This window comes from uncultured Rhodoblastus sp., from assembly GCF_903903185.1.
Taxonomy (GTDB): Bacteria; Pseudomonadota; Alphaproteobacteria; order Rhizobiales; family Beijerinckiaceae; genus Rhodoblastus.
Genome location: NZ_CAIUXT010000245.1, coordinates 1 through 26,886, shown reverse-complemented (window position 1 = coordinate 26,886; position 26,886 = coordinate 1). Strand labels below are relative to the sequence as shown.

The following is a 26,886-nucleotide window of genomic DNA, read 5'->3' as shown; positions in this document are numbered from 1 at the left end:
TCATTGGTGCGCAGCAATTCGATCATCGGCGGCGGGTTTCATCCTGGAGGGCGGGTTTCATCGTAGAAGGATGGATTAGTCCTGACAATGCGCGCAGACGCTTGCTCCCTTGGGGACGAAGCCCTATGGTCGCGCGCGAAAACCAAAGAGGATGTCGCCTTGGGCCTGGTCATACCTTTCGACGACAAAGCCAGCGATCCCGGCCTGGAGGCGCTCGTCGCCCTGGTCGCCGCCGATATGAACCGCGTCAACCAGACCATTCTGGCCCGCACCGGTTCGGATGTCGCGATGATTCCGGAAGTCGCCACCCACCTGATTTCGTCGGGCGGCAAGCGGCTCCGACCGATGCTGACGCTGGCGACGGCGGCCCTGTGCGGCTATCAGGGCGAGGGCCATGTCAAGCTCGCGGCGGCGGTGGAGTTCATGCACACCGCGACGCTGCTGCACGACGACGTGGTCGATCAGAGCGAGATGCGGCGCGGCAAGCTCGCGGCGCGCCTGTTGTGGGGCAACGAGGCCTCGGTGCTGGTCGGCGACTTTCTGCTCGGCCAGGCCTTCCGCATGATGGTGGAAGTCGGCTCGCTCGCCTGTCTCGACGTGTTGTCGGTCGCCGCGACCGTGATCGCGGAAGGCGAGGTGATGCAGCTTTCCGCCGCCAAGGACACCGAGACCACGGAAGACGCCTATCTCGCGGTGATTCGCGGCAAGACGGCGGAGCTTTTCGCCGCCGCCGCCGAAGTCGGCCCTATCGTCGCCAACCGCCCCAAGGCCGAAGTCGCGGCCTGCCGCGCCTATGGCATGAATCTCGGCGTCGCCTTCCAGCTCATCGACGATGCGCTCGATTATGGCGGCCAGGCCGCCAAGCTCGGCAAGAATGTCGGCGACGATTTCCGCGAGGGCAAGATCACCCTGCCGGTGGTGTTGTCGTTCCGGCGCGGCAACGAGACGGAGCGGGCTTTCTGGAAGCGCGTGCTCGAAAAGGGCGACATCGCCGAAGGCGACCTCGAAACCGCATTGGCGACGATGAAAAAGCACCGCGCGCTGGAGGACACCGTCGAACGGGCGCGCCATTATGGCTCGATGGCCCGCGACGCGCTGGAGCTTTTCCCCGATTCGGCCCCGCGCAGGGCGTTGCTGGAAGCGGTCGATTTCTGCATTGGCCGCGCGCACTGAAGACTTTGATAGTGGTCCGGGGTGTTCAATCGCCGCGAGACTCCCATTTGGAAAGCTGACAAAGCCGCCACATCGGAGCGGGACTTTGGCCGAGAGCGAAATCGAAGTCGTTCGCGCCCTTCTGGGTTCGAAGCCCCGCCCGGTCGGCTGGGAAGAAAGGCGGGCGCGTCTCGACGAGGTCGGCGCCGTCTGGCCGGTCGCCGGCGACGTCCGGTTGGAAAAGGTCGACATCGGCGGGATTCCCGCTGAATTTTCGAGCGTCGCCGGCGCCGATTGCTCGGGCGTCCTGCTGTTTTTCCACGGCGGCGGCTATTGCTCGGGCTCGATTCTCAGCCATCGCCGCATGGTCTCGGAGGCCAGTCGCGCCTGCGGCCTGCGCACGCTGGCGGTGGGCTACAGGCTGGCGCCGGAGCATCCCTTTCCGGCGGCCTTCGAGGATGCGATTGCGGCATGGTCGTTCTTGCGCCAACAGGGGATCGTGGCAAAAAAAATCGTCGTCGGCGGCGACAGCGCCGGCGGCGGCCTGACTTTGGCGCTGCTCCAGCATCTGCGCGACGCGGGCGAAGCGGCGCCGGCTTGCGCCTGGCTGGCGTCGCCCTGGACCGACCTCACCATGTCGGGCGACGCCATGGCCAGCAAGGACGCGGTCGATCCGCTGATTCACAAGGCCTATCTGGAAGAATTGGCGCAGGCCTATGTTCCGGCCGGATTCGATCGCAAGGATCCGCGAATTTCGCCGCTGTTCGCCGACCTGCGCGGGCTGGCGCCGCTGTTGATCCAGGTCGGCTCCGACGAGACGCTGTTGTCGGATTCCACGCGTCTGGCGGCGGCGGCCGGCGCGGCGGAAAACGCGGTGACGCTCGAAATCTGGCCGAGGATGATCCACGCCTGGCCGCTCTGGAACGCGCGTCTCGAACCCGGACGCCGGGCGCTGGCCCATGTCGGAGATTTTGCGCGGCGCTGGCTGGAGTAAGTTCACTTCTGGCCTCGCCGGCTCTGGCGCGCCGCGATCGCGACTTCCCCTCAGATTTCCGACGCCCGCAAAATCGCGTCGTCGAGTTCGCGCGAAAAATTTGCCGGCCCGGCGACCGCCGCGGTATCCTTCGCCATGGTCTCCGGCGAGGCCGGCTCGGCTTCGTCCTGCAATTGCCGCCGCCACAGCGCGGCATAGGCGCCGTCTTGCGCCAGCAGCCTTTGGTGATCGCCGCGCTCGACGACGCGGCCCTTGTCGAGCACCAGGATTTCATCGGCATTGACTACGGTCGACAGCCGATGGGCGATGACGATGGTGGTTCGCCCCTTTGAGGCCGTCTCCAGCGCGCCCTGGATTTCGCGCTCGGTCAGGGTGTCGAGGGCGCTGGTGGCCTCATCCAGCACCAGAATCGGCGGCGCCTTCAAAAAGGTGCGGGCCATGGCGACGCGCTGTTTCTCGCCGCCGGACAGTTTTAGTCCGCGCTCGCCGACTTGCGCGTCATAGCCGCCCGGCGCGCTTTCGATGAACCGGTCGATCTGCGCCAGTTCCGCCGCCGCGCGCATTTCCCCTTCGCTCGCCTCGGGGCGGCCATAAAGGATATTGTAGCGGATGGCGTCGTTGAACAGCACATTGTCCTGCGGCGCCATGCCGAGCGAGGCGCGTAGCGAGGCCAGCGTGACCTTGGCGATGTCCTGCCCGTCGATGGTGATGCGCCCCTGCTGCGGATCGAAAAAGCGGAAGATCAGGCGGGAAATCGTCGATTTGCCGGCGCCCGAAGCGCCGACGATGGCCAATGTCTTGCCGGCGGGAACCTCGAAATCGACGCCGCGTAAAATCTCCCGCGCCGGGTCGTAATGGAAATGCACGTTTTCGAACCGCAACTCGCCTCCCTTGACAACCAGCGCGGGCGCATTGGGCGCCTCGACAATTTCATTGGGCTGGTGCAGCAGTTCGAACATCATGCCAATGTCGATCAGCGCCTGTTTCAACTCGCGGTAGAGCATGCCCATGAAATTGAGCGGCTGGTAGAGCTGGATCAGCATGGTGTTGAGCATGACGAAATCGCCGATGGTGTTGCGCCCCGCCTTGATGCCGGAAACGCAAAGGACCATCATCAGGGCCATGCCGATGGAGAAGATCAGCGCCTGGCCGAAATTGAGCACGGCGAGCGAGACATAGCTCTTGACGCTGTTGCGCTCGTAACGCGCCATCGAGCGGTCGTAGCGTTCGGTCTCGCGCTGTTCCGCGCCGAAATATTTGACCGTCTCGTAATTGAGCAGCGAATCGATGGCCTTGGCGTTCGCGTCGGAATCGCTGTCGTTCATCGAGCGGCGGATGCCGCTGCGCCAATTGGTGGCGAAGGCGTTGTAGACGAGATAGGCGGCGATTGTCGCCACCGTGATCGCGGCGTAGCGCCAGTCGAAATGAAACAGCATCACCGCCAGGATCAGGATAAATTCCAGCGCCGTGGGCAAGGCGTTAAGCATCGTCATGCGCGAAAAGGTCTCGATGGCGTTGCGGCCGCGCTCCAGCACGCGGGTCAACGCTCCGGTCTTGCGTTCGAGATGGAAACGCATCGACAGGCCATGCACATGGCCGAACACATCGACGGCGAGCCGGCGCACCGCATTCATCGCCACGGCGGCGAACAGCGCGTCGCGCGCCTGGGTCAGGGCGGCCATGACCACGCGCAGCGCAGCATAGAGCAAGGTCAGCGCCGCCGGCCCGGCAAACAGCGCCGTTGTCGCGCCGCCGCCGCTCTGGATCGCCGCCAGCGCGTCGGTCGCCCATTTGAAGGCGAAGGGAATGGCGATGGTCGCCAGCTTGGCGACTACGAGCAACGCGCCGGAGGCGAAGATGCGCCGGCGCAGATCGGCGCGCTGGCCCGGCCAGATATAGGGCCATAGTTGCGCCAGCGCCGCCCAGAGTTGGACCTGGCGCGGCTCGGAGGGGGAAGGAGCGTCCAAAGGGCTGGCGCCTTTATTGTTGGATTTCTGTTGCGGTGACCGTCCTGGCGATCATATAGGCGGCGCGCGCCTCCGGCGCCAATCGCGCGACGCTTCAGGCGACGATCCGGCGCCGAAGATCCGTCAACCCGGCGCGGCAAAAGTCGAACAGCCGCTGGGTCGCCGCCGCCGCGATGAATTTGCGGTCAAGCGCCGGCTTTTCGACGAGATGCCAGGAAATGACGGCCAGGGTCAAGGTTATCAGCGACGCATAGACATTCATCCGGTTGACCGAAATGCCGGGGATCAGCGCGGCAAGGCTTTGCTGTACCGGGAAGGCGTAGATGTAAACGCCGTAGGAATAATCGCCGAGGCGATTGAACTTGCGGATGAAGCCGCCGAAAAGATAGGCCAGACTCAGCGTCATCGGCCCGAGGACCATGAGATAGACGATGAAGAAAGCCTGCCGGTTAAGGGCCGCAAGGCAGAGCGCGCCGAACATCAGCGCCAGTCGCCCGCGCGACAAGGCGATGCGGTCGCGCCAGACATAAAGCGACGAGCCGGCGAAAAACTCGGCGATGCCGATCTGGCCGTCGTTCCTCAGGTCGTGAAGATTGAAGGTGGCGAAGGCGATGGCCATCAGCGCCAGCGTCGCCAACGGAAATCCGATACGGAACGCCGCAGGGCGCCAGGAGGGTTTGAGCACGAACAACATCCAGGCGCCGGCCAGATATTCGTACATCCGCCATTCGATCGGCATGGTCCACAGCGAGCCGTTCACCGCGATCGGGTAGGGGTTGGTCTCGAACGCCCCGGGCAGCTGGTAACGTATGCCATTGACCAGCGTGGCGCAGCGCCGGACAAATTCATGGGTCATTTGCGAGGAAAAAAATTCGCCGGCCGGCAAGGTGGTGATGAACAGCCCGATGAACACGACGGTCACCAGCAGCATGAGCCAGAGCGCGGGAAAGATGCGCATGAAGCGCGCCCAGGCGAAGTCGATGATGTTGTCGCGCGAAACAAGGCTGCCGGTGATGAAAAATCCGCTGGTGAAAAAGAAGATATGGACGGCGATCGCGCCGGTCTTGAAGCCGAGCGGCGTCAGGAAATCGTAATATGGCTCGGTCGTCGCCAGCGAATGGCTGTGCGCGAACAGCACGGTGAAGGCCGCAAGGATGCGGATCAGGAAGAAGTTATTGTCCCGGCCCTGAACCTGTCCCAGTAAAATCATCTCTCGTCGGCCCCGCTGAACGAAAGGAGGGTGTCATAGAGGCAAAGGGGGCGCGGGACAAGTCGCGACCGTTAACGCTCCGCCTTTCATCGATCGTGCAGGGTAGGCTTTTCCGCCAACGCCGGGACCGGATAGGCGCGGGGTTTGCGCCGCCCGAACTCCCCCTTGAACGCCGCGTGGAAAATTTTCAGCGCCTCGTCCCCGTCGGTGGCGGTGATGAAGCGCGGCGGTGTGACGGGTAGGCCCTCGCGGTCGAAACAGGCGACCCAATACAACATGAGATGTTTCGGATTCGTCGCCCAGGCGTCCCGCAACAGGTCGCCGGCGTCGCAAATCGCGTCCTGAAGCTCGATCAGCGCCGCGCGGTCCGGCACCGGCGCGGCATCCACTGCTTCGGCCCAGATGGCGAGGCTCGCCGCCTGATAGAGGTCGCCCGATAATTTGCGCGCCCGCGCCAGCGGCGCGGTCAGGGCGATCCGGCCAGAGGGTCGTTTGCCGGCGGACTTCCTGTCAACGGCGCTGCTGGCGAGCGCGCTTTTGGCGCGGCCCGCCGATTTGGCTGCGGGCGCTCCGGTCTTGTTTTTTGCGGCGGCCCCTTTCGTGGCGGCGGTCCGCTTCTTGGAGAGGCCCCTATTTGCGATACTCCCTGGCGTTTTGGCCGGCGCGGCCGGGGCGTTTTGCAGCCGGCGGACTTTGCTTTTCTTGGCCATGAAGCGACGAAGTCTCCGGAGGAATTTTTGGGCGGAATCAGACCCGCACCATCGACTTTACATGTTCGGCGGCCATTGTGGACCGGAAATTTTCAAGACGCCGGGAGGCTTGTTCGCGGCGGATTTGGGCAATCCCGCAACGGCGGACGGTCGGGGTCCGGTCTTGCCGGGCGGGCCAGTTCTGCGTTGAGCGCGCGCCCGACCCGCGACCATTCGCGGCGCAACGCGTCGAGGAAATCGGCGCCGTGGAGCGCGATGCGCGCAGGCTCGGCGCCGCGCCACGTCCGGCACAGCCGGGCGAGGCCGGCGGCGCCGATATTGCCGGCGCTCGAATCGAGGGCGTGGGCTTCATGCTGGAAAGCGTCGAAATCGCCGATTTCGAGGGCGCGCGTCAATCTTTCGACGATTTGCGCGCCCTCGCCGAGGAATTTCAGGATCACATCGCGCAGGAAAGCCCCGCCGCCCAGCGCGGCCAGCGCCGCCAGCGCCGCAGGATCGAGGACTTCGCTCAAGGCGTCGGGCGGTCGCGGCGAGGATCGGCTGTCGCCGTCGCGCCCCGCCGGGTTGCGCTCCCGGTAATTGCGCTCCCAAGGCCTTCCCTCCCAAGGCCTTCCCTCCCAAGGCTTTCCCTCCCGAGACTTGCGCGCCGCACGCTGGTTGCGTTGCGCGGCGGCGGGCGTCCGGCAGGCTTCGGCCACCGCGTCGAGCAGGGCTTCCGGCGTGATCGGTTTGGTGAGGACGCAGACCATCCCCGCCCGTTCGCATTGTTCGCGCCGCGCCATATCCGCGTCGGCGGTAAGCGCGACAATCGGCGCGCGCGCCTGCGGCGGCAGCGCCAGTCGATAAAGTCGCGCCGCCTCGACGCCGCTGATGCCCGGCAAGTTGACATCGAGTAGAATTACGTCGAAAGCGCCCTCGAACATGGCTTCAAGCGCGGTTTCGCCATCGGTGACGACGGTCGTCGCATGGCCGGCGCGGGTCAGAATCTTGTCCAGCACCATCAGGTTGACGCCATTATCCTCCGCCAGCAGGATTTTGCGCGCCTCGCGCGGTGGGGCGCGCCGCCGCCCGTCTTCCGGCGGCGCGTCGCCCTGTCCGGCGGCCAGAACTTTCATGCGGGCCGCCAGATCGCGTCCGCGCGCCCGGCTGCCGGGGTCGTCGTCGCGGGCGAGCGCGGCATAAGCGAAACGTCGCGCCACCGCCAGAGCATCGACGGAGCCTTTCGTTACGAGGCAGACTGGCTCGCCTGCTTGCGCGCCGTCGAACGGCGGCCGCCCGCGCGACCCGGTCTGCCATGTGAACAAGTGGCCGGCGAGTTCCTGGACGACTTCCCGGGCGCGCCCATCATTGCATTTCCGGTCCGAACTTTCGGCCGACGGCGTGGCGGGCGCGCTCGCCTGTCGGCTGTCGGTCCCGACCGTCAGTTCGAACCAGAAACAGGAACCTTCGCCGATCTCGCTTTCCACCCCGATACGGCCTCCGCGTATCTCCAGCCGCCGCCGGGCGATTGCAAGTCCGAGGCCGCTGCCCCCGTATCGGCGCGCAATGTCCGGATCGGCCTGGACGAAACTTTCGAAAATGCGCTTCTGCGCCGATTTTTCGAGGCCGATGCCGGTGTCGCGAACTTCGACGCGCAGGTCGAGGCATTCGGCGTCGCGCCGGACGACGCCGGCATGGATGGAAACGGCGCCGGTCGCGGTGAATTTCACGGCATTGCCGACGAGATTGTGCAGCACGTCGACCAACAGGCCGGGCTCGGCGACAATATGGCGCGGCGTGTCTGCCTCGAGGCAGAGGCCGAGCGCCAGGCCTTTTTTTTCCGCCTCCACCGCCAGCATCGCGCGCAGCGAAATCATCAGCGCCGGCAGATCGACGCGTTCCGGCGGCGCCTGGCCGCGTTCGATCTCGTCGCGCGAGACGGTGAGCAGCCCCTCGATATGGCGCAACAGCAGGCTCCCGGCGCCGCTCACGGTGCGGATCATTTCAAGCTGTTCGGCGTCGAGTTCGGTCTCCTGCAACAGCGCGGCGAGCCCGACGATGGCGGTCAGCGGGGTGCGCAATTCATGGCTGACGCAGGCGAGAAGCAAAGTCTTGGCATGGTTGGCGCGCTCGGCCTCGGCATGGGCTTCGGCCAGCCGGCGCAACAGCAGGCCGCCATAGACCGGAATGACGATCAGCGCCAGGAAAAGCCCGAGCGAAAAGGCCATGTTGGCGCGCCAGAACGGCGTCGAGGCGACCGTCGCGGCGAATCCGGCCGCCGCTCCGACGACGGCGGCGACCATGAAAACGCCGCCAAATCTCAGGCCGTTGCCGAGAATCATCCAGAAATAGAGCGGAAATAGATAGGCCGAGGCGACGCCGCCGCAATGCATGCCAAGCGAAATGATCGCCGTATCGACGCCGATCGCCAGCAGTCTGCGGGTGACGTTGGGGCTCGGCCGCAGCATGATATGGGCTTGAAGGACGACCGTCAGCGCCAGATAGGCTTGCAGCCAGGGCATGCCGACGCGGAAAAACTCCTGAGCCGATCTTCCGCCCACGCAGGTCTGGACGCTCGCGCCGACCAGCACCAGGCTCACCAGCAGCAGGCGGCTGATCGTAACCGCCTGTTCGCCGCTCCCGCGCCAGAAGTCGAAGATGCGCCCCGCCGGCGCGGCCAGGGCGGCGAGCCTGTTGCGGCGGGCGGCGGATTGGGCGAAAGGGCGCTGTCGGAGGGTCACGCGCGTCGCGCCGCAGGTTGCGGACCGCCGTCGGTTCCCCGGCCTCCGGCAAGAAGGGCTTCGAGATCGCGGGGCGGGAAGGGCGCTCCGAAGCAGCTTCCCTGGGCGAGACCGACGCCCGCGCGCAGCAGAGGCCTCAGCAGGACCGACGAGGCGACGCCGTCGGCCAGCAGCGGCAGCGGCGGTTGTCCCTCGGCCCGCCGCCCGAGCCGGTAGGCGAGCGTCATGGCGTTTCGGTCGCCGCTCGGGAACTGGATCGTCGGCCGCCACATTTGCGCGAAGCCGCGCAGAGTCCGGGCCGCATCGACGCCGTCAAGGGGTTTTGGCCCCGGCGCGCCGAGATCGAGTGTCAGGCCGATGCCGAGCGCCCTCAGGGCTTGCGCCTGTTCCTTCGCGCGGTCGCCGTGTTCGAGCGCTTCCCGCGCGCAGATCCGCAGATCGAGCCAGGAGGGCGGAACGCGCGTTGCGGCGAGCAGGGGGGCGAGGAGCAGCGCCAGCGGCGCCGATGCGCTTGGCTTCATGTCGAGCCGCAGGCCGAGGCGAAAGGACGGGCGTCCGCTTGAGCGCAGCGCCGAGGCGAAAGAAAGGACGGCGCGCACGGCTTCGGGATCGTCGGCTTCGGCCAGACCGGCGCCGTTGAGCGCCCGAGCCCCGACGACGGCGCCCGAATGCAGATCGATCAGCGGCTGGAAAACCCAGGGCTCGGCGGCGGGTTCTGGTTGGGCGCGGGCGGAATCGGCGGCCTCGCGCAGTCGCGCCGCCGCGCTTTTTTCCGGCGCCCCGACCTCGTCGCGCGGCGGCGACGTGCCCACTTTCACGACGCCGCCCAAGGCGCCCAAGGCGGCGAAGCCGCCCAAGTCGCGCAATGCCAGCAGCCGGCGCGCGCAGGCGTCGGCGTCGGCGGCGTCGAAGACATTTCTCTGCAAAACGGCGAAGCGCCGTCGGTCGAGGCGGGCGATAAGGTCGTCGCCGCGCAATTGCCGCCGCAAGGCGGCGACGACGACGTCGGGATCGAAACTGTCGCGGCCGGGCCCGCCGATCTCGACCACATGCAACGCATTGCCGCCGGTCTCGCCGCCCTGCGCCTCAAATTGCGCCGCGGCGATGGCGATCGCGTCCTCCGGCGCGCTCGCGGCGGGCGCGGGCTGCGCTTCGGAGGGTCGTTCGAGGGTGTCCGGCTTTTGCGTTCCGGCGCTTTTGCTCAGTTTGAGCAGATTGCGCGCCCGCGACAGGAACTCGTAATGATCGATCGGCGTGGTGAGAAAATCGGTGGCGCCGCTTTCCAGCGCCCGCAGCCGCAACATGCGTCGGTCGTTGACGGTGATCATCATGATCGGCACGGCGGACGAATGGGGCATGGCGCGAAAACGCCCGATGAATTCTTCGCCATTGATCTGCGGCATGTCGTAATCGGTGACGATCATGTCCGGCCGGTTGCGCTCGAGCCATTCCAGCGCCGCGCAAGGGTCGCCGAAGGCATGGACCCTGACGCCCTCGCCGATCGACAGCGCGAGCCTCGAATAGATCGTCCGGTTGGTGTCCCGGTCATCCACAATCACAATCAGCGCCATTGACCGACCCGGCTGTTCTTTTTTTCCGCCCGCGCGAAGCGCCTGTCGCGCGCAGTTCTTGCGGGCTGGAGACTTCTTGGATAGAAATATGCTTTAAAAACAATTATCTGACCCCTTTTTTGACGAATCGAAACGCGTCGAAAAAGCCGACAGGCAGCGAGAACGTCGCTTTCGTCGCCGGAAGTTTCGCTTTCCCGGCGTTCCGGCGCCGGAGGAGCTTTGGCTTCGCGCGAAGCTTTCGCTTGGCGCATTATTGCCAAATATTATTAAGTAATTGTTCCGGCTAATATTTAGGTTACGCTAAGACCGGCCCGGTCGCCGCCGGGCGAAGCGCAAGTGTTGAGAAGATAAAGTCAAATCAACGACAAAAGGGTTTGAAGCCGCCGATCCGCAGCACCCCGCCCGCATCGATTTTGCCGGCCGCCTCGGCGAGACGGACGCCGCCGATGCGGGTTTCGGGCGCGATTTCCGCCATCGGCAGCAAGACGAAGGCGCGCTCCATCAGGCCGGGATGGGGCAGGGTCAGCCGGGCGTCGCGCCAGATCCGATCGTCATAAAACAACAGGTCGATGTCGATGACGCGCGGCCCCCAGCGAAGCGTCGGCTGACGCCCCAAAGCCTGTTCGGTCGCCTGGATCAGGTCGAGCAGCGCCAGCGGTTCGAGATCGGTGCGCGCCAGCGCGCAGGCGTTGACGAAATCGGGCTGGTCGGTCACGCCCCAGGGCCTGGTGCGGTAAAGCGAGGACAGAGCCTCGAAGCGCAGGCCCGCGCGGGCCAGCGCCTCGACCGCGCGGCGCAGATTGGCGGCGGGATCGCCGAGATTGGCGCCCAGCCCCAGCCCGACCAGCGCCGGGCCCTTGCCGGGTTCAGGCGCGGTCAATTTCGCTCCAGATACGAAGCGCGGCGACATGTTCGGCGACGTCATGGACGCGAAATACCGCGACGCCGCGCGTAAAGCCCGCGAGATTGGCGGCCAGCGTCGCCGCGAGCCGGTCCTGCGTCGCGGCGCCGGTCAAGGCGCCGAGAAAGCTTTTGCGCGACGCCCCGATCACTATGGGAAGTTCGAATTTTTTGCGCAAACGCGCTGTCGCCGCCAGCGCGCGGAGATTTTGCGCCAGCGACTTGCCAAAGCCGATGCCCGGATCGAGCAGGATTTTCCGCCGCTCCACGCCGGCTTGCGCCGCCAGAGCGAGGGATTGCCCGAAGAATGCGGTCATGTCGGCGACGATGTCGAGGCCGGCGTCGACCTCCGCGCGCGAATGCATGATGACCAGCGCCGCGCCGCTTTCGGCTGCGGTTTGCGCCATGGCGGGATCGCCGCGCAGGCCGGAGACGTCATTGATCAGCGCCGCGCCGAGCGCGAGGGCGCGGCGGGCAATGACGGATTTGGTGGTGTCGATCGACAGCGGCCGGGATGTCTCGCCGATCAGGGGCGCCAGAATCCTTTCGAGCCGCGCCCATTCCTCTTCCGCGCTCACCGGCGCAAAGCCGGGCCGCGTCGATTCCGCGCCGAGATCGAGGATATCGGCGCCGGCCTGCGCCATGACGCGGGCCTGCGCCAGCGCGGATTCGGGCGAAAGGAATTTTCCTCCATCGGAAAAGGAATCCGGGGTGACGTTCAAAATGCCCATGACCAGCGGTTTCTGGCCGATTTTCGCCAGAAAAGAGTCTGCCGCCGCCCGAGTGCGGTCAAATCGGTCCATGCGCGGTCCTTGCTCGAAGAGGCGCCGTTTTTAAGCGCCGCCGAACCCCGAGTAAAGCCACGCGCCGCCGAGGGAAAAATCAGAAGGTCCGCCGTTGCGCGGCGACCGGAATGGCGGCGCGCACCCGGGCGACGCTCAGAGCGTCGATGCGCGCGGTGACGAAGCCCTTGCCGTCGCCGGCCATGGCGACCTTGTGGCCCCAGGGATCGCAGACCAGCGAATGGCCATAGGTCAGCCGGGTTTCGTCGCGCACGACATGCGGCCCGAACTGCGCCGGGGCGAGAAACCAGCATTGCGTCTCGATGGCGCGGGCGCGGCACAAGGTCTCCCAATGGTCCTTGCCGGTCTGCAGGGTGAAGGCGGAAGGCAGCACCAGAACCTGCGCGCCCTTGGCCGCCAGCGCCTGAAAAAGCGCGGGAAAGCGCAGGTCGTAGCAGATGGCGCAGCCGAAGGTCAGCCCCTCGCAGTCATAAGTCGCCAGTTCGGTCCCGGCGGTGAAAGTGGCGCTCTCGCGATAGGCGGCGCCGTCGGGCGTCGTCACGTCGAACAGGTGAATCTTGCGATAGAGCGCGATTTCGCGGCCCGCGCGGTCGAACACCACTGTGGTGTTGGACAGGCTTTCGCCATTGGGGTTGCGTTCGAGCAACGAGCCGGCGTGAATGAACACGCCATGTCTGGCAGCCAACTCCCGGCACAATTCATAGGCCGGGCCTTCGCGCAAAATCTCGGCGGCGGCGAATTTTTCGGCGCGCGAACCTCCTAAAAAATCGAACACTTCGGGCAGGCCGATCCAGTCGGGCCTTTCCTGCGCCACGGTCTCGTCGATCAGCGCGCGGGCCTGCGCCAGATTGGCCGGCTTGTCGTCGGTCGAATTCATCTGGATCAGCGCGACTTTCATGATTTTCCCCGTTGAGGCCGAGGCTAGAAGAGCAAGTTTGGCGGTCCGAGGCAAGCCGATGTCGGGCGGTGGCGGCGCTGAAAGCGGTGGTTGACAGGCCTTCAAATGTTCTTTATTTGTTCCCTCATTCGATCTTGATCGAGATAAAGCTTGGGCTTCGAAGTCGCCCGTCTCGCCATTCCCCGGAATCATGCGCCGGTTCGCGTGTCGGGCCGGCCTTTGCCGCCGACCGATCCATTAATAGGTTAACATCAGCAGCGAATCGTTCCCGCCGGAAATTGCATGTCCTTCACCTTTCTCCACGCCGCCGACCTGCATCTGGGCAGTCCGCTCAAGGGCCTCGCCCTGCGCGACGAGGCTCTGGCGCAAAAACTCGCCGGCGCGAGCCGCGACGCCTTTGTCGATCTGATCGACCGCGCGCTGGAGGAAAACATCGCCTTCGCGGTTTTCGCCGGCGATATTTTCGACGGCGACTGGCGCGACGCCTCGATCGCCTTGTTCTTCAACCGCCAGATCGCCCGCCTCGCGAAGGCCGGCGTCGCGAGCTATCTGCTCAAGGGCAATCACGACGCCGATTCCGTCGTCACCCGAAGCCTGTCGCTGCCCGATCTGGCGCAGCAGTTTCCCACCGGCAGGGCGGGGACGTTCGAACTGCCGCAATGGCGCGTCGCCTTGCACGGGCGCGGCTTTTCCCATCGCGCGCAGAGCGAAAATCTCGCCCGAACCTATCCCGCGCCCAGGCCCGGCTGGTTCAACATCGGCGTGCTGCATACATCGCTCGACGGACGCCCCGGCCACGCCGCCTACGCCCCATGCAGCCTCGACGACTTGCGCGCCAAGAATTACGATTATTGGGCGCTCGGCCATGTTCACGCGCATGAAGTGGTCTCGCGCGATCCCTTCGTCGTCTATCCCGGCAATCTGCAAGGCCGCCATATTCGCGAGACCGGTGCCAAGGGCGCGGTGCTGGTCGATGTCGCCGGCGGCGAGGTCGCCGGGTTGCGCCGGCTGATCGTCGATCGCGCGCGCTTCGCCGAAATCGTCCTCGACGCCGCGCCGCATGAGGAGACCTCCGCCCTGTTGCGCGCCGTCGAGGCTTGCGCGAAAACCGAAGCCGAAAAGGCAGGGGGGCGCCTGCTCGCCTTGCGCATCCGGCTGACAGGCGCGAGCGCCCTGCACGGCCAATTCGCCGCCGATCCGGCGATCTGGCGCGACGAGATCGAGGCGGCGGCCCAGCGCGCCCATGAAGATATCGTGTTGGAGCGTTTTTCGCTCGAAACGCTGCCGCTGGCGGCGCCGTCGACGCGCCCGCGCGGCGCCCCGGGCGCCAGCGATTTCGATTTTTCGGCGCTGCTCGACGAATGCCTGTCCGACGCCGATCTGCGCGCCGAGGCGCTGGCGGCGCTGCGCAGCATTGAAAACAAGTTTCCGCCCGGCGTGGCGCCTTTGAGCGAGGAACTCGACGCGCTGCTGGCGCAGGCGCGCGACCTCGCCCTGTTTCGCGCCGAACGCCAGGAGGGCGAAGCCTGATGAGGATTCTCGACCTCACCCTCGACTGCTACGGCCCTTTCAACGGGTTAAGGTTGCAGTTCGATCCGCTGGCCAAAATCCACATCGTCCATGGCGCCAATGAAGCGGGAAAATCCTCGGCGCTCGCCGCCATCGGCGACCTGTTCTATGGCGCGCCGCGCCGCGAAAAAATCGGGTTCTTGCGGCCGAAGGATTTGCGGCTCGGCGCGACGATTAAAGGGCGCAACGGCCAGATTTTACAATTTTTCCGGCGGCGCGGCGACCGCAATACTCTGCTCGACGCCTTGGGCGCGGCGCTGCTCGACGATGCGCTGGCGCCCTTCCTGGGCGCGGCGAGCCGCGATATTTTTCATCGCGCCTTCGGCCTCGACGCGCGCGGTTTGCGCGAGGGCGCCAATGAGATGCTGCGTGCCGAAGGCGAGATCGGCGCGAGCCTGTTCGCCGCCGCCTCCGGGTTGCGCAACCTCATTGATCTGCGCGCCAGTCTGGAGCAGGAAGCGGAAAAGATCTTCGACAAGAGCAAGGCGGCGCACCGCAGCTTCTATCAGGCGCTGTCGCGCCACGACGCGGCGCGGGCGGAAGAAAAAGCCGCGACTCTGTCGGAAGCGACGTTGAAGGCGCTACGCGAAGAAATCGCGCAGGCGGGCGAAAAAATCGCCGCCATCGAGGAGGCCGAACGACAGGCCCAGGCCGAACGGCTGCGGCTGGAACGGTTGCGCAAAGCCGCGCCGATCCTGAAAACCCTCGCCGCCTGTCGCGAACATCTCGCCGGCTTCGACGATCTCGCCGGCTTTTCGCCGGAATGGGCGCGGCAATGGGCGGCGTTGCTGGAAGCGGAAAAAGCGGCTGGCGAACAGGCGGCGCGCGCGCGGGAGGCATTGGAGGCGGCGCGGCTCGAAAGCGAAGAGGCCACATTCGATGCCGGTCTGCTGGCGCGGGCGGAAGGTATCGAGGACATCGTCCGCGCCAGCGGCGCCTATGAGAAATCGCTGGCCGACCTGCCGCGCCGCGAGACCGCCGCGCGCGAGGCGAGGCAGGCGCTGATTTTTCGCGCGCAAACCTGCGGCCTCAACGGCCCGGAAGATTTGCGCGCCGCCCTGCCCGATGCGGCGGCTTTGTCGCGCGCGGAAAAAACCGCGGCGCGAGGGCGCGGTCTGTTGGAGCGCAAGGCGGAACAGGCGCAGAATCTGGCGGAGGAAGAACGCCGCTTCGCCTTGCTGCGCGCCGAACAGCCGGCGCCGACCGTCGACGCCGCGACGTTGCGGGAAAAACTTGCCGCTTTCGGGGGGGTGGCGAATTGGGACGAGTCTTGGCGCGAATCCGCGCTCGCCTGCGCGGAAAAAGCGCGACTCCTCGCCGAAAAATGCGCGCGGCTCACGCCGGCCATGACGAGTCTCGACCTGTTTGCGCAAAACCCCAGTCCGGACGCGGCGCGGATCGAACAGGCGGCACAGGCGCTCGATGAGCTTGAGGCGCGCGAACGCGCGGCGCGGCAGCAGGCGCTGGCGGCGGACGAAAGTCTGGCGGCGGCGCAGGCGCAATTGCGGGCGCTGGAAAGGCTCGGCGCGGTCGCCAGTTTCGACGCTTTGCGCGAGGCGCGCGACCATCGCGAGGCCGAATGGCTCTTTTTGCGAAGCCTGCTGGACGGGCAGGCGGCGGCGGACCCCGCCGTCGTCGGCGCCCGGGCTGGACAGTATGAAATGCTGGTCGGCGAAGCCGATCGGCGCGCCGACGCTCTGCTGACCGACGCGGCGCGCGTCGCCGCCGCCGAAGCCGAGCGCGAAAAAATCGCCGCCGCGCTGGAGGAGCAACGGCGCGCCGGGGACGCGCTCGCGGTTCTGGCGCGGGAGCGCGCCGGGCAACAGGCGCAATGGGCTCAGGACTGGCGGGCCTCCGGGATCGCGGCGAACGAGCCGCGCAAAATGATGGTCTGGCGCAAGGACGCCGACGCCTTGCTCGAAGACCGCGAGTCTGCGGCGCGTCAGCAGGGCAAGGCCGACGAATGGCGGCAAAGGCTCGCCGCCACCCAGCCGGGACTTGAGGCGCTCGCGAGCGAATGCGGGCTCGCCTCCTTGCCGCTCGACGGGGCGGCGCTGGCGCGGCGCATTGAGGCGCGGATCGCCGAAATCGCCAAGGCGCAGGAGGCGGCGCGTGAGGCCCGGGCGAAAATCGCCGACGGGCCGGCCCGCATCGCCCGGATCAAGGAGCGGCTTGACGAATTGACGGCGGAGGAGGCGATCTGGCGCGAGGAGTGGCAAGCCGCGCTGAAAATCCTGCGACTGGAGGAGGATGCAACATTCGACGAGGCGCAGGCTCGCATCGTCTTGTGGCGGGCTCTGCCCGGCGAGGTGCAGGACGACGACGACAAGGCGCAGCGCGTCGTCGCCATCGCCAATGACATTGCCGAGTTCGAGCGCAAACTCGACGCCCTGTTGGCGCTATGCGCCCGCGACCTGCCCTCGCGCCCGGCGCTCGCCGCGGTGGCGCAATTGCGCAAGAATCTGACGCGGGCGCGCGAGCAGGCGGCGCTGCGCGAAAGGGCGGAGCGGGCCATGCGCGACGCGGCGCAAAAAGCGCGCGAGAGCGAAGAAGCCCTTGCCCGCGCCGGTGCGGCGCTGCAAAGCTTTGGCGAAGCGGCCGGTTTTTCCGGCGCCCCCTGCGTTCTGGCCGAGCGGTTGGACAGCCGCGAATTGGCCGCCGCCGCGCTTGTGGCCGAGCGCGGGCGTCTGGCTCTGGTCGCCGATGGTTTCGACGAAGCGATTCTGGCGCGCGAGGCGGAAGATTTCCATTCTGATACGGCGCGCATCCGCCTGTCCGAAATCGAGCGGCAAAGCGAGGCGCGCAAGAACGAGGCGCGCGAAATTCACGCCGGCCTGCGCGCAACCGAAGGCCAATGGCTGAAGTTGCAGCAGAGCATGGGCGCGGAAGCCGCCATTTTGCAGCGCGAAAGCGCCCGCGCCGAAATTTCCGAACAATCGCGGCGCTGGGCGGTGCTGAAACTGGCGGCGCTGCTGGTCAACGCCGGATTGGCGCGGGCCCGCGACCGCCACAAGGACCCGCTGATCGCGCGCGCCGGCGCGTTGTTTTCGAGCCTCACCCAGGGGCGTTATGCCGGCCTCGATCAGAATTACGGCGAGGACGACCAGTCGCAACTGCTGGCCTTGCGCGCGGGCGACGGCGAGAAACTTGAGATCGCCGCCTTGAGCGAAGGCGCGCGCGACCAGCTTTATTTTGCCTTGCGTCTGGCCTTTCTCGACGATTACGCCGCGCGCGCCGAGGCGCCGCCGTTCATCGTCGACGATATTTTCGCCAGTTTCGACGAATCGCGCGTGGCCGCCGGATTGCAAGCCCTTGAACAGGCCAGCGGCGCGATCCAGCCGATCGTCTTTACCCATCACGCCCATATCGTCGCCATCGCCCGGCAAGAACTGGGCGAGCGGGCGCAGATCCTCCGGCTCGACGCCGGCCCGTGACCGCGATCACAATACCGCGATCACAATATTGTCAGTCCGTTCGAGCCGGCAAAAAAGCCAAGGCTCTGGCGCGGCGCGGTAAATGCGCTAGATTGCATGGAACGCTCTCTTGCAAAGGCTCGGCTCCATGGTTCAACCGCGCGGGAACACCGCCTCAAGCCGCATTGTCCGGCTGATGATCTCCAATTGGGCTTTTGGCTGGGCGGTGGGTTTCGCCGGCGCGGGAGCGGTGCTGATTTCCAATGTCGGCGGCATCCGCGAATTGACGCTGCGCTCCGATATGATGCTTCAGGCGCTGGTGCTGCTGTTTGGCGGCTTCGGTCTGTTTTTCGGCGGCGTGGTCTGCGCCACGGCGGTGATGCTGCTGCCGACCAAAGAGGAAAACGAGTCGCGGGGCGGCGGCGGCAAGGCGGCCCCGGTTTTGCTGCCCGCCTATGCCTTGGCGCGGATTCGCGGCCCGCGTCGCTGACGCCTTTCGGCGCATCGACTTTTTCGGCTTTTGACACTACACAGCGGAAAAACCCGTCCTCTCGGCGGGCCGCTGTGAGTGTGCGTTATGGCCGACGAATACCAGACGATGAACAGACCCGCAGCCTGCGATTTTGAAATCATGCGCGGCGGAGAAAAACACAGCTTGCTGTTGAGCTGCCGGAACCGTCCGGGCATTGTCGCGCGCATTGCCGGCCATATTTTCGAGGCCGGCTTCAACATCGCCGATTCGCGCCAGTTCGACGAAGTCGAGACCAATCAATTCTTCATGCGCATCGAGATCGATCCGGCGCTGCCCGGCGCCCAGATCGAGGCGTGGCGCGAAAGCTTTTCGCACCTCGCGCGCGAATACGGCATGAAATGGCGGCTTTCCGCGCAGTCGGACCGCCCGCGCGTGATGATTCTGGTGTCGAAATTCGACCATTGCCTGGCCGATCTGCTCTATCGCTGGCGGATCGGCGAATTGCCGCTGGAAATCGTCGCCATCGTCGCCAACTACCCGCGCGAAACCTATCACCATCTCGATTTCGACGACATTCCGTTTCATTATCTGCCGGTCTCTCGCGAAACCAGGATGGAGCAGGAGGCGCAGATCTGGTCGCTGGTTCAGCAGTCCGGCGCCGAACTGGTGGTGCTGGCGCGCTACATGCAGATCCTGTCGGACGGACTGGCGGCCAAACTCAAGGGCCGCTGCATCAACATCCATCATTCCTTCTTGCCCGGCTTCAAGGGCGCGCGTCCCTATCACCAGGCTCATGCGCGCGGCGTGAAGGTCATCGGCGCGACGGCGCATTATGTTACCGCCGATCTCGACGAGGGCCAGATCATCGAGCAGGATGTCGAGCGCATCTCGCATCACCACACGCCGGACGATCTGATCCGCAAGGGCCGCGACATCGAGCGCCGGGTTTTGGCCCGGGCCGTGCGCTATCATGTCGAAAACCGCGTCGTCATCAATGGCTCGAAAACCATCGTGTTCACCGAATGATTGCGGAAGCTTGCGTCCGCCATTTGCTTTTCCCGGCCAAAGCCTGTAATGCTATGATGCTGTTTTTCAGCAAACAGAGGCGCCGGCGCATAGGACGGTAACGCGTCGCCCGGCCCAATCAGCCTCCCATGGCCGACAGCCCAATCTATGCGGGGCCGTCTTCGATAGAACCGCTTGTCGCGGCAGCGTTTTGGCGCGCCGTTGCGGTCCCATATGAAAGTCTCCACGTGACTCAATTTTCCGATCTCGGCCTTGCCGAGAACGTTTTACGCGCCCTCACCCACGAGGGTTACATTCATCCGACACCCATCCAGGAACAAGCCATTCCGCCGCTGCTCGAAGGCCGCGACCTGCTCGGCATCGCCCAGACCGGCACCGGCAAGACCTGCGCTTTCGCCACGCCGCTGATCACAAGGCTGCAACAATTCCCGCAAGGCCTGCGCCCGAAAATGGCGCGGGTGCTGGTGCTCGCCCCGACCCGCGAACTGGCCGCTCAGATCGGCGAAAGCTTTAAAGTCTATGGCCGCCACGCCAATCTGAAGGTCGCGACGATCTTTGGGGGCGTCAGCTTCGGCCCGCAATTGAAGGCTTTGCAAGGCGGGCTTGACGTTCTCGTCGCCACGCCTGGCCGCCTGCTCGACCATTTGTCCACCGGCGCGCTTCGGCTCGACGCTACAACGGCGGTGGTGCTCGACGAGGCCGATCATATGCTCGACCTCGGTTTTCTCGTGCCGATCCGCAAGATTTTCGCCAAATTGCCGAAAACCCGCCAGACCCTGTTCTTCTCGGCGACCATGCCGAGCGAAATCGGCGCTCTGGCCGGCGAAATGCTGCATAATCCGGTAAAAGTCTCGGTGGCCCCGGTCGCCAAGACCGCTGATCTGGTGTCGCAACGGGTGATTCTGGTCGAAGGCGCCGGCAAGCGCGGCGCCTTGATCGACCTGATGAAAAACCCCGATTTCAGCCGCTCGATCGTCTTCACCCGCACCAAGCGCGGCGCCGACCGCGTCGCGGGATTTTTGAACGACGCCGGCTTTTCGGCCGACGCCATTCACGGCAACAAGAGCCAGAACCAGCGCACCCGCGCCCTCGACGGTTTCAAGAACGGCCAGGTCGGGGTGCTGGTCGCCACCGATATCGCGGCGCGCGGCATCGATGTCGATTCGGTCAGCCATGTGGTCAATTTCGAATTGCCGGAAGTGCCGGAGTCCTACGTCCACCGCATCGGCCGCACGGCGCGCGCCGGCGCGGAAGGGCAGGCGATCTCGCTCGTCGACAATTCGGAGCGCGCCTATCTGCGCGCCATCGAGAAACTGACGAAGCAGACCATTCCGTTCACCGATCTGCGGCTCAACCCGCTGGCGCCTGAAGAAGCCCCGCCGGCGCGAGGCAAGCCGCAAGGCCGCCCGGCGCATCGTCCGGACGAGCGTCGCGGCCCGGCCCCGACGCGTCACGGCGACGCCAGACGCGAACATGGCCGCCAGCACGAAGCCAATCGCGCCGCGATTCCGCGCCCGGCGGCGGCGGGCGACAAGCGCCCCGCGCGAAGCGGCGACAGCTTTTCGCGCAAGGGTCCGCGCGGGTGAGTTGAGTTCAACGAACAGAAACAGCGAAGGCCGGGTGAAAACCCGGCCTTTTTGCTGCCGCGCTCCGTTGTCGCCACGACTGCCTCTCCCCGTTTACGCAAGGCTGTCCGGGGAAAAGAAAACGGTTGAGGTTTCCAGCTTGCTTGCAACCCAAGGTCGTCATGCCCGGCCATAGCCCGCAGAGAGACGGGCGTCTTTCGACGCCCTATGCGCCGGGCAATCCACGCCGATCCGCGAACCGGGATGTCGAGCATTATGCGCAAGCTTTACCGCGTGGACGGCCGGGACGAGCCCGACCATGACGATCTCTGGTTGAAATACGAAGAAAGTTTCCCGTATCTGGTTTTTTCAGGTTTTCCCCGGACAGCCCCGCCGTTTAAGGGACAGGGGCCGCGAAGGTTCTTGCAACTGCGAGCATTGAAGCCTCAATGCCCCGAAAACTCCACCAGCGCGCGAACCGGTATGCCGAGGTCGCGGATCTTCTGTGCGCCGCCGAGGTCCGGCAGGTCGATGACGAAACAGGCCGCGACCACATCGGCGCCGAGCTTGCGCAACAGCTCGATCGCGCCCGTCGCCGTGCCGCCGGTGGCGATCAGGTCGTCGATCAGCAGCACTTTTTCGCCGGGCTGGATCGCGTCCTGGTGGATTTCGATTTCGTCGAGCCCGTATTCGAGGCTATAGGCCACCGATACCGTGATATGCGGCAGCTTGCCCTTTTTGCGGATCGGAATGAAGCCGGCGGAAAGCTGGTGCGCCACCGCTCCGCCGAGAATGAATCCGCGCGCCTCGATGCCGGCGATCTGGTCGATCTTCTGGCCGGCGAAGGGCTGCACCAACTCGTCCACGGCGCGGCGGAACGACCGCGCGTCGCCGAGCAAGGTGGTGATGTCGCGGAACTGGATACCCGCCTTGGGATAGTCGGGAATGGTGCGGATGATGGATTTGAGGTCGGCTTGAATGTTCATGGTCGTCCCGAAAAATCGAATGGCTGGCGAAGACGGCGCGCCTCGGCGCGAAAAAAAAGTCAGTTCCACAGGCTGGAGACGCTCTCTTCCTTGGCGGTCCGGGCGATGGCCTCGCCGATCAGCGGCGCGATGGAAATGACGCGGATGTTTTCCGCCACGCAAACGGCTTTGGTCGGCAGGATGGTGTCGGTGACGACCAGTTCCTTGAGTCCCGAAGCCGTAATGCGGGCGACGGCGCCGCCCGACAGCACGCCGTGGGTGATATAGGCGCGCACGTCGGTGGCGCCCGCCTCAAGCAGGGCGTCGGCCGCATTGCAAAGGGTGCCGCCGGAATCGACGATATCGTCGACGAGGATGCAGCTCTTGCCCTTCACCTCGCCGATGATATTCATCACTTCGGAATCGCCGGGGCGTTCGCGCCGCTTGTCGACAATGGCGAGCGGCGCGTTGATGCGCTTGGCCAGCGCGCGGGCGCGGATGACGCCGCCGACGTCGGGCGAAACCACCATGATGTTGGAAAGATCGAGCTTTTCCTGAATGTCGCGCACCAGCACCGGCGCGGCGAACAGATTATCGGTGGGAATGTCGAAAAAGCCCTGGATCTGGCCGGCGTGAAGATCGACGGTCAGCACGCGGTCGGCGCCGGCGCGGGTGATCAGATTGGCGACCAGTTTGGCGGAAATCGGGGTGCGCGGCCCCGGCTTGCGGTCCTGCCGGGCGTACCCGAAATAGGGCATGACCGCCGTGATGCGGCGCGCCGAGGCGCGGCGCAGCGCATCGATCATGATCAGCGCCTCCATCAGATTGTCATTGGTCGGGAAGGAGGTGGACTGGATGACGAAAGTATCCTGTCCGCGCACGTTTTCCTGAATTTCGACAAAGATTTCCATGTCGGCGAAACGGCGGACCTGACATTTGGTCAGCGGCACTCCGAGATAGGCGGCGATCGCCTCGGTCAGAGGGCGGTTCGAATTGCCCGCCAGGACTTTCATAGCACCCGCCATCACGCCGCCTTGCATTTCCCAAGCTGCGCGGGTCTTAGCAGGCGGTTCCGCAATGAACAATAAAAATGGAAAGCGCTGTCTTGAATTTGTAAAAAAGGAAAAGGTTTTGCGCCAAACAGGCCGGCGCAAGAGGGGAAGCCGGCCGGTGAAAAATCAGCGCCCGTCCGAATAGGAAAGCGCTTTTGCCGGCAGGGATTGCGGCGCGGCCTGCGCCGCATTGGCGGCGAGCGCTTCGGGCGTATTGGAAAGATAGGCGGATAATTCGCCGGCGCTGCGCTCCGCCAACGCCTGCAAGGCCGCGCCATCGACGAGCGACCACGGATCGGCGGCTGCGCCCTTGAGCGCGATCTCGTCGTTCAGGCGCTGCGCGCGGTGGTTGGCGCGGTCGTAAATGTCCCAGACATAGGTGAGCCTTGCGCCGCCTTCGACCGGGAAGGCGGAAATATAGCCGCGCGCCAGATAACGCGCGCTCGCCGAATTGGTCAGGGTCACGTCATCCTTGACGACGTCGGCATTGAACAAGGCCATGAATTGCTTTTGCACCTGCGTCGGCGCGCCTTCCATCTGCGTGACCGCGAGGGCGGCGGGGCTGGGGCTGGCGCCGGAAGGACGAAACGATACCGCCTGGGCGGTCGCGCCCGGCGCCGGGCCGGAAGCATCGGCGCAGCCGGCAAGAGCGAGAGCCCCGGCAAGAGCCATAAAGCCGGCGAGAGCGCCCTTGCCGCGGGTTGCCTCCAGAGTTCCACCCATATCCGTCGCTCCTGAGGAGTCGTTGACGATTCATTAATTTCACTGCTAACCGCAAAAGGCGCAAAGGTCCAGCATCTCGATCGAATTTGCGGGCGGGAAAAGGGCGGCGCGCGGGCGAAGCGCCTTTCGCATGGACCGCCTGGCCCCTAGATTAGCGAGATGATTCCACCGCAAGGCCCAAAGGACGCGCCGCCGGATCTGCCGGACGGCGAGAAGATGGAAGAGATCGACGATCTGGACGCGGCGCCGGCCGAGGCCGAATCGGGCGTCGAATTCGATCTTGACGGCGAGGCGGCGACCGCTTCGCTGCGCCGCGGCGCGCGCGCCATTCGCGTCCATGGCAAACATGCGCCGGCGGGACCGGGCGTCTATCGCATGCTCGACGAGGCCGGCGCCGTGCTCTATGTCGGCAAGGCGAAAAGCCTGCGCCGGCGCGTCGCCTCCTACACGCGGCTCAGCGGCCACACCAACCGCATCGCGCGGATGATCGCGCTGACCGCGACCATGGTCTTCGCCTCGACGCGCACCGAGACCGAGGCGCTGCTGCTCGAATCCAACCTCATCAAGCAGTTGAAGCCGCGCTTCAATGTGCTGATGCGCGACGACAAGAGCTTTCCCTATATCCTGCTGACGCATGACGAGCGCGGCGCGCAATTGACCAAGCATCGCGGCGCGCGCAGCCGCAAGGGCGATTATTTCGGCCCCTTCGCCAGCGTCTGGGCGGTCAACCGCACGCTCAACGTGCTGCAACGCGCCTTCCTGCTGCGCTCCTGCGAAAATTCCTATTACGACAACCGCAGCCGGCCCTGCCTGCTGTTCCAGATCAAGCGCTGCGCCGGCCCCTGCACCGGGGAAGTCTCGGCGCAAAGTTACGACGAACTGACGCGCGAGGCGCGCGATTTCCTCGCCGGCAAGTCGCGCGCGGTGCGCGAAAGGCTGGCTGGGGAGATGAATGCGGCGGCGGCGGAACTCGAATTCGAACGCGCCGGACGCCTGCGCGACCGCATCTCGGCGCTCGCCGCCATTCAGGGCGAACAGGGGATCAATCCGCGCCACGTCACCGAGGCGGACGTCTTCGCCCTGCACGTTGAAGCCGGGCAATTCTGCGTCGAGGCGGTGTTTTACCGCGCCTGTCAGAATTGGGGCAATCGCGCCTATTTTCCGCGCGCCGAGGGCAGTCTGTCGGCGGGCGAGGTGTTGGGGCCGTTCCTCGGGCAATTTTACGCCGACCGGCCGGCGCCGCGTCTGATCCTGCTGTCGCACGACATCGACGAAGCCGATTGGCTTGCGGGCGCGCTGGCCGAACGGGAAGGCCACAGGGTCGAAATTGTCCGCCCGCAACGCGGCGAGAAAGCCGAAATGGTCGTCGACGCGCAAAAAAACGCCCGCGAGGCTTTGGGCCGGCGCCTCGCCGACAGCGCCGGCCAGACGAAGCTGCTCGAAGCGCTGGCTGCGGCCTTCGGCCTGGCGGCGCCGCCGCGCCGCGTCGAAATCTACGATAATTCCCACATCATGGGGACGGCGGCGATCGGCGCGATGGTGGTCGCGGGCGCGCAGGGCTTCATGAAAACCCACTACCGCACCTTCAACATCAAGACCGAACTCGCGCCCGGCGACGACGCCGCGATGATGCGCGAGGTCTTGTCCCGGCGCTTTTCGCGCATGATCAAGGAAACCGACGAAACCGCGACGGCCGACCCGGACGCCTTTCCGCAGCGCCCTGACCTGATTTTGATCGATGGCGGGCGCGTCCAGTTCGACGCCGCCCGGGCGGTGGTCGAAGAAATCGGCGTGACCGGGGTGACGGTGGCCTCCATCGCCAAGGGCGCCGACCGCAACGCCGGGCGGGAGACGTTTTTCTTGGCCCACCGGGAGCCGTTCCGGCTGGCGCCGCGCGATCCGGCGCTTTATTTCGTGCAGCGCTTGCGCGACGAGGCGCATCGATTCGCCATCGGAACCCATCGCGCCCGGCGCAAGAAGGAATTTGCGCAAAACCCGCTCGACGAGATCGCTGGCATTGGCCCGGCGCGCAAGCGCGCGCTGTTGCAGGCTTTCGGCACGGCCAAGGCGGTGGCGGCGGCGGCTTTGGCCGATCTCGAAAAGACGCCGGGCTTTTCCTCCGCCATGGCGAAGCTGGTGTTCGACCATTTTCACGACAAGGGTTGAAGCGGTTGCGTCCGGAACATGTCCGCAAAAAAATGTTCTATTGACGCGACGGCGCGAAAAAGCTTCCTTCGCGACATGACTCAGAGTCCCGCGCGAAACAGCGCCCGCATTTTCAACCTGCCGAACAACCTGACCTTCGGCCGGGTGTTGATCGTGCCGCTCGTTGTCGCCTGCCTGTTCTGGCCCGACGAACATGCCTTGCGCTGGACGGCGCTCGGCCTGTTCACGCTGGCGGCGGTGACGGATTTCTTCGACGGCTATCTCGCCCGCGTCTGGGAGCAGCAATCGGAGCTTGGCCGGATGCTCGACCCGATCGCCGACAAGCTGCTGGTTTCCGCCGTGTTGATGATTCTCGTCGCCGACGGCACCATCAAGAGCTGGTCGGTCTGGGCGGCCATCGTGATTTTGTGCCGCGAAATCCTGGTCTCGGGTCTGCGCGAGTTTCTCGCCGAGGTCAAGGTTTCGGTGCCGGTGAGCAAGGTGGCCAAGTGGAAGACCACCATGCAGTTGATCGCGCTGGGCTTTCTGATCGCCGGGCGGGCCGGCGAAGTGGTGTTGCCGGGCACGGTTCGGATCGGCTTGTGCCTGCTCTGGCTGTCCGCCCTGCTGACGCTTTACACCGGCTGGGACTATCTGAAGGTTGGGATCAAACAGGTGGTCGAGGAATGAAACTGGTCTATTTCGCCTCGTTGCGCGAGCGAATCGGCAAGGCCGAGGAAGAACGCGATCTGCCTTCGAACCTGCGCAGCGTTGCCGATCTGATCGGCTGGCTGTCGGCGCAGGATCAATATTACGCCGCTGCTTTCGCCCATGGGACGGCGCGGGCGGCCATCGACCGGGTTCACGCCAAACCGGAGGCGGCCATCGCCGGGGCGCGCGAAATCGCCTTTTTCCCGCCGATGACGGGGGGGTGATTCCCTTCTCCCCTTGCGGGAGAAGGTGGCGCGAAGCGCCGGATGAGGGGTTTCTCGCCGCGCAACGATTAACGCGGCTGGAAACCCCTCATCCGG

At 65.4% G+C, this 26,886-nt stretch carries 21 protein-coding genes; 10 read left to right on the top strand and 11 right to left on the bottom strand.

Annotated elements, in window-relative coordinates; genetic code table 11:
• Nucleotides 1–159 precede the first annotated feature (159 nt).
• Both QZY01_RS22790 and QZY01_RS22785 read left to right on the top strand, forming a co-directional pair.
• A complete protein-coding gene (locus QZY01_RS22790) occupies nt 160–1,173 on the top strand; it encodes a polyprenyl synthetase family protein (protein WP_294541875.1) in 1,014 nt (337 codons plus the stop codon).
• Nucleotides 1,174–1,258: 85 nt separating this feature from the next.
• Nucleotides 1,259–2,146: an alpha/beta hydrolase gene (locus QZY01_RS22785; protein WP_294541872.1), complete on the top strand. Its 888-nt coding sequence runs from the start codon at nt 1,259–1,261 to the stop codon at nt 2,144–2,146.
• Nucleotides 2,147–2,196: 50 nt separating this feature from the next.
• Here the strand turns inward: QZY01_RS22785 and QZY01_RS22780 are convergent, their stop codons facing one another.
• The 8 genes from QZY01_RS22780 to QZY01_RS22745 form a co-directional block, all read right to left on the bottom strand.
• Entirely contained in the window at nt 2,197–4,113 is a 1,917-nt protein-coding gene (locus QZY01_RS22780) for an ABC transporter ATP-binding protein/permease (RefSeq protein WP_294541870.1), read from the bottom strand.
• A 94-nt stretch (nt 4,114–4,207) separates the two neighbouring features.
• A complete protein-coding gene (locus QZY01_RS22775; protein ID WP_294541868.1) occupies nt 4,208–5,323 on the bottom strand; it encodes an acyltransferase in 1,116 nt (371 codons plus the stop codon).
• A gap of 86 nt (nt 5,324–5,409) precedes the next feature.
• A complete protein-coding gene (locus QZY01_RS22770; protein WP_294541867.1) occupies nt 5,410–6,033 on the bottom strand; it encodes a hypothetical protein in 624 nt (207 codons plus the stop codon).
• Nucleotides 6,034–6,125: 92 nt separating this feature from the next.
• Entirely contained in the window at nt 6,126–8,753 is a 2,628-nt protein-coding gene (locus tag QZY01_RS22765) for an ATP-binding protein (RefSeq protein WP_294541865.1), read from the bottom strand.
• Nucleotides 8,750–10,324, bottom strand: coding sequence for a response regulator (locus QZY01_RS22760; RefSeq protein ID WP_294541863.1), 1,575 nt, complete (start codon nt 10,322–10,324; stop codon nt 8,750–8,752). The genes QZY01_RS22765 and QZY01_RS22760 overlap by 4 nt, the downstream gene beginning before the upstream one ends.
• 358 nt (nt 10,325–10,682) lie before the next feature.
• Nucleotides 10,683–11,204 carry a 2-amino-4-hydroxy-6-hydroxymethyldihydropteridine diphosphokinase gene (gene folK / locus QZY01_RS22755; protein ID WP_294541861.1) on the bottom strand — a complete coding sequence of 174 codons (522 nt, stop codon included), beginning with the start codon at nt 11,202–11,204 and terminating at the stop codon, nt 10,683–10,685.
• Nucleotides 11,191–12,027 (bottom strand): dihydropteroate synthase, encoded by an 837-nt coding sequence (gene folP / locus QZY01_RS22750; protein ID WP_294541860.1) that lies wholly within the window; start codon nt 12,025–12,027, stop codon nt 11,191–11,193. The genes folK and folP overlap by 14 nt, the downstream gene beginning before the upstream one ends.
• Before the next feature lie 79 nt (nt 12,028–12,106).
• Entirely contained in the window at nt 12,107–12,925 is an 819-nt protein-coding gene (locus QZY01_RS22745; RefSeq protein ID WP_294541858.1) for a carbon-nitrogen hydrolase family protein, read from the bottom strand.
• Between the two features lie 282 nt (nt 12,926–13,207).
• Here QZY01_RS22745 and QZY01_RS22740 point away from each other — a divergent pair, with 282 nt between their 5' ends.
• The 5 genes from QZY01_RS22740 (at nt 13,208) to QZY01_RS22720 (ending at nt 20,991) form a co-directional block, all read left to right on the top strand.
• Entirely contained in the window at nt 13,208–14,455 is a 1,248-nt protein-coding gene (locus QZY01_RS22740) for a DNA repair exonuclease (protein ID WP_294541857.1), read from the top strand.
• Nucleotides 14,455–17,928 (top strand): AAA family ATPase, encoded by a 3,474-nt coding sequence (locus tag QZY01_RS22735; RefSeq protein ID WP_294541855.1) that lies wholly within the window; start codon nt 14,455–14,457, stop codon nt 17,926–17,928. Before QZY01_RS22740 ends, QZY01_RS22735 begins: the two co-directional genes overlap by 1 nt.
• Nucleotides 17,929–18,055: 127 nt before the next feature.
• Nucleotides 18,056–18,397 (top strand): hypothetical protein, encoded by a 342-nt coding sequence (locus tag QZY01_RS22730; RefSeq protein WP_294541854.1) that lies wholly within the window; start codon nt 18,056–18,058, stop codon nt 18,395–18,397.
• 108 nt (nt 18,398–18,505) lie between these two features.
• On the top strand, nt 18,506–19,405 hold the full coding sequence (purU, locus tag QZY01_RS22725; RefSeq protein WP_294541852.1) for a formyltetrahydrofolate deformylase: 900 nt from the start codon (nt 18,506–18,508) through the stop codon (nt 19,403–19,405).
• A gap of 227 nt (nt 19,406–19,632) precedes the next feature.
• The gene (locus QZY01_RS22720) at nt 19,633–20,991 is read left to right on the top strand and encodes a DEAD/DEAH box helicase (protein WP_294541849.1); all 1,359 of its coding nucleotides are present in this window, start codon (nt 19,633–19,635) and stop codon (nt 20,989–20,991) included.
• Between the two features lie 425 nt (nt 20,992–21,416).
• Here the strand turns inward: QZY01_RS22720 and QZY01_RS22715 are convergent, their stop codons facing one another.
• The 3 genes from QZY01_RS22715 to QZY01_RS22705 form a co-directional block, all read right to left on the bottom strand.
• Nucleotides 21,417–21,956, bottom strand: a complete 540-nt coding sequence (locus QZY01_RS22715; RefSeq protein WP_294541846.1) for an adenine phosphoribosyltransferase — start codon at nt 21,954–21,956, stop codon at nt 21,417–21,419.
• Nucleotides 21,957–22,015: 59 nt separating this feature from the next.
• Entirely contained in the window at nt 22,016–22,948 is a 933-nt protein-coding gene (locus QZY01_RS22710; RefSeq protein ID WP_294541844.1) for a ribose-phosphate pyrophosphokinase, read from the bottom strand.
• Between the two features lie 165 nt (nt 22,949–23,113).
• Nucleotides 23,114–23,710 carry a hypothetical protein gene (locus tag QZY01_RS22705; protein ID WP_294541842.1) on the bottom strand — a complete coding sequence of 199 codons (597 nt, stop codon included), beginning with the start codon at nt 23,708–23,710 and terminating at the stop codon, nt 23,114–23,116.
• 159 nt (nt 23,711–23,869) lie between these two features.
• On the opposite strand from QZY01_RS22705, the gene uvrC reads away from it, so the two are divergent.
• The 3 genes from uvrC to QZY01_RS22690 all read left to right on the top strand — a co-directional run bounded on the left by uvrC (nt 23,870) and on the right by QZY01_RS22690 (nt 26,790).
• Entirely contained in the window at nt 23,870–25,876 is a 2,007-nt protein-coding gene (gene uvrC, locus QZY01_RS22700; RefSeq protein ID WP_294541840.1) for an excinuclease ABC subunit UvrC, read from the top strand.
• 75 nt (nt 25,877–25,951) lie between these two features.
• Nucleotides 25,952–26,545 (top strand): CDP-diacylglycerol--glycerol-3-phosphate 3-phosphatidyltransferase, encoded by a 594-nt coding sequence (pgsA, locus tag QZY01_RS22695; protein WP_294541838.1) that lies wholly within the window; start codon nt 25,952–25,954, stop codon nt 26,543–26,545.
• On the top strand, nt 26,542–26,790 hold the full coding sequence (locus tag QZY01_RS22690) for a MoaD/ThiS family protein (RefSeq protein WP_294541836.1): 249 nt from the start codon (nt 26,542–26,544) through the stop codon (nt 26,788–26,790). Before pgsA ends, QZY01_RS22690 begins: the two co-directional genes overlap by 4 nt.
• Nucleotides 26,791–26,886: the final 96 nt, after the last annotated feature.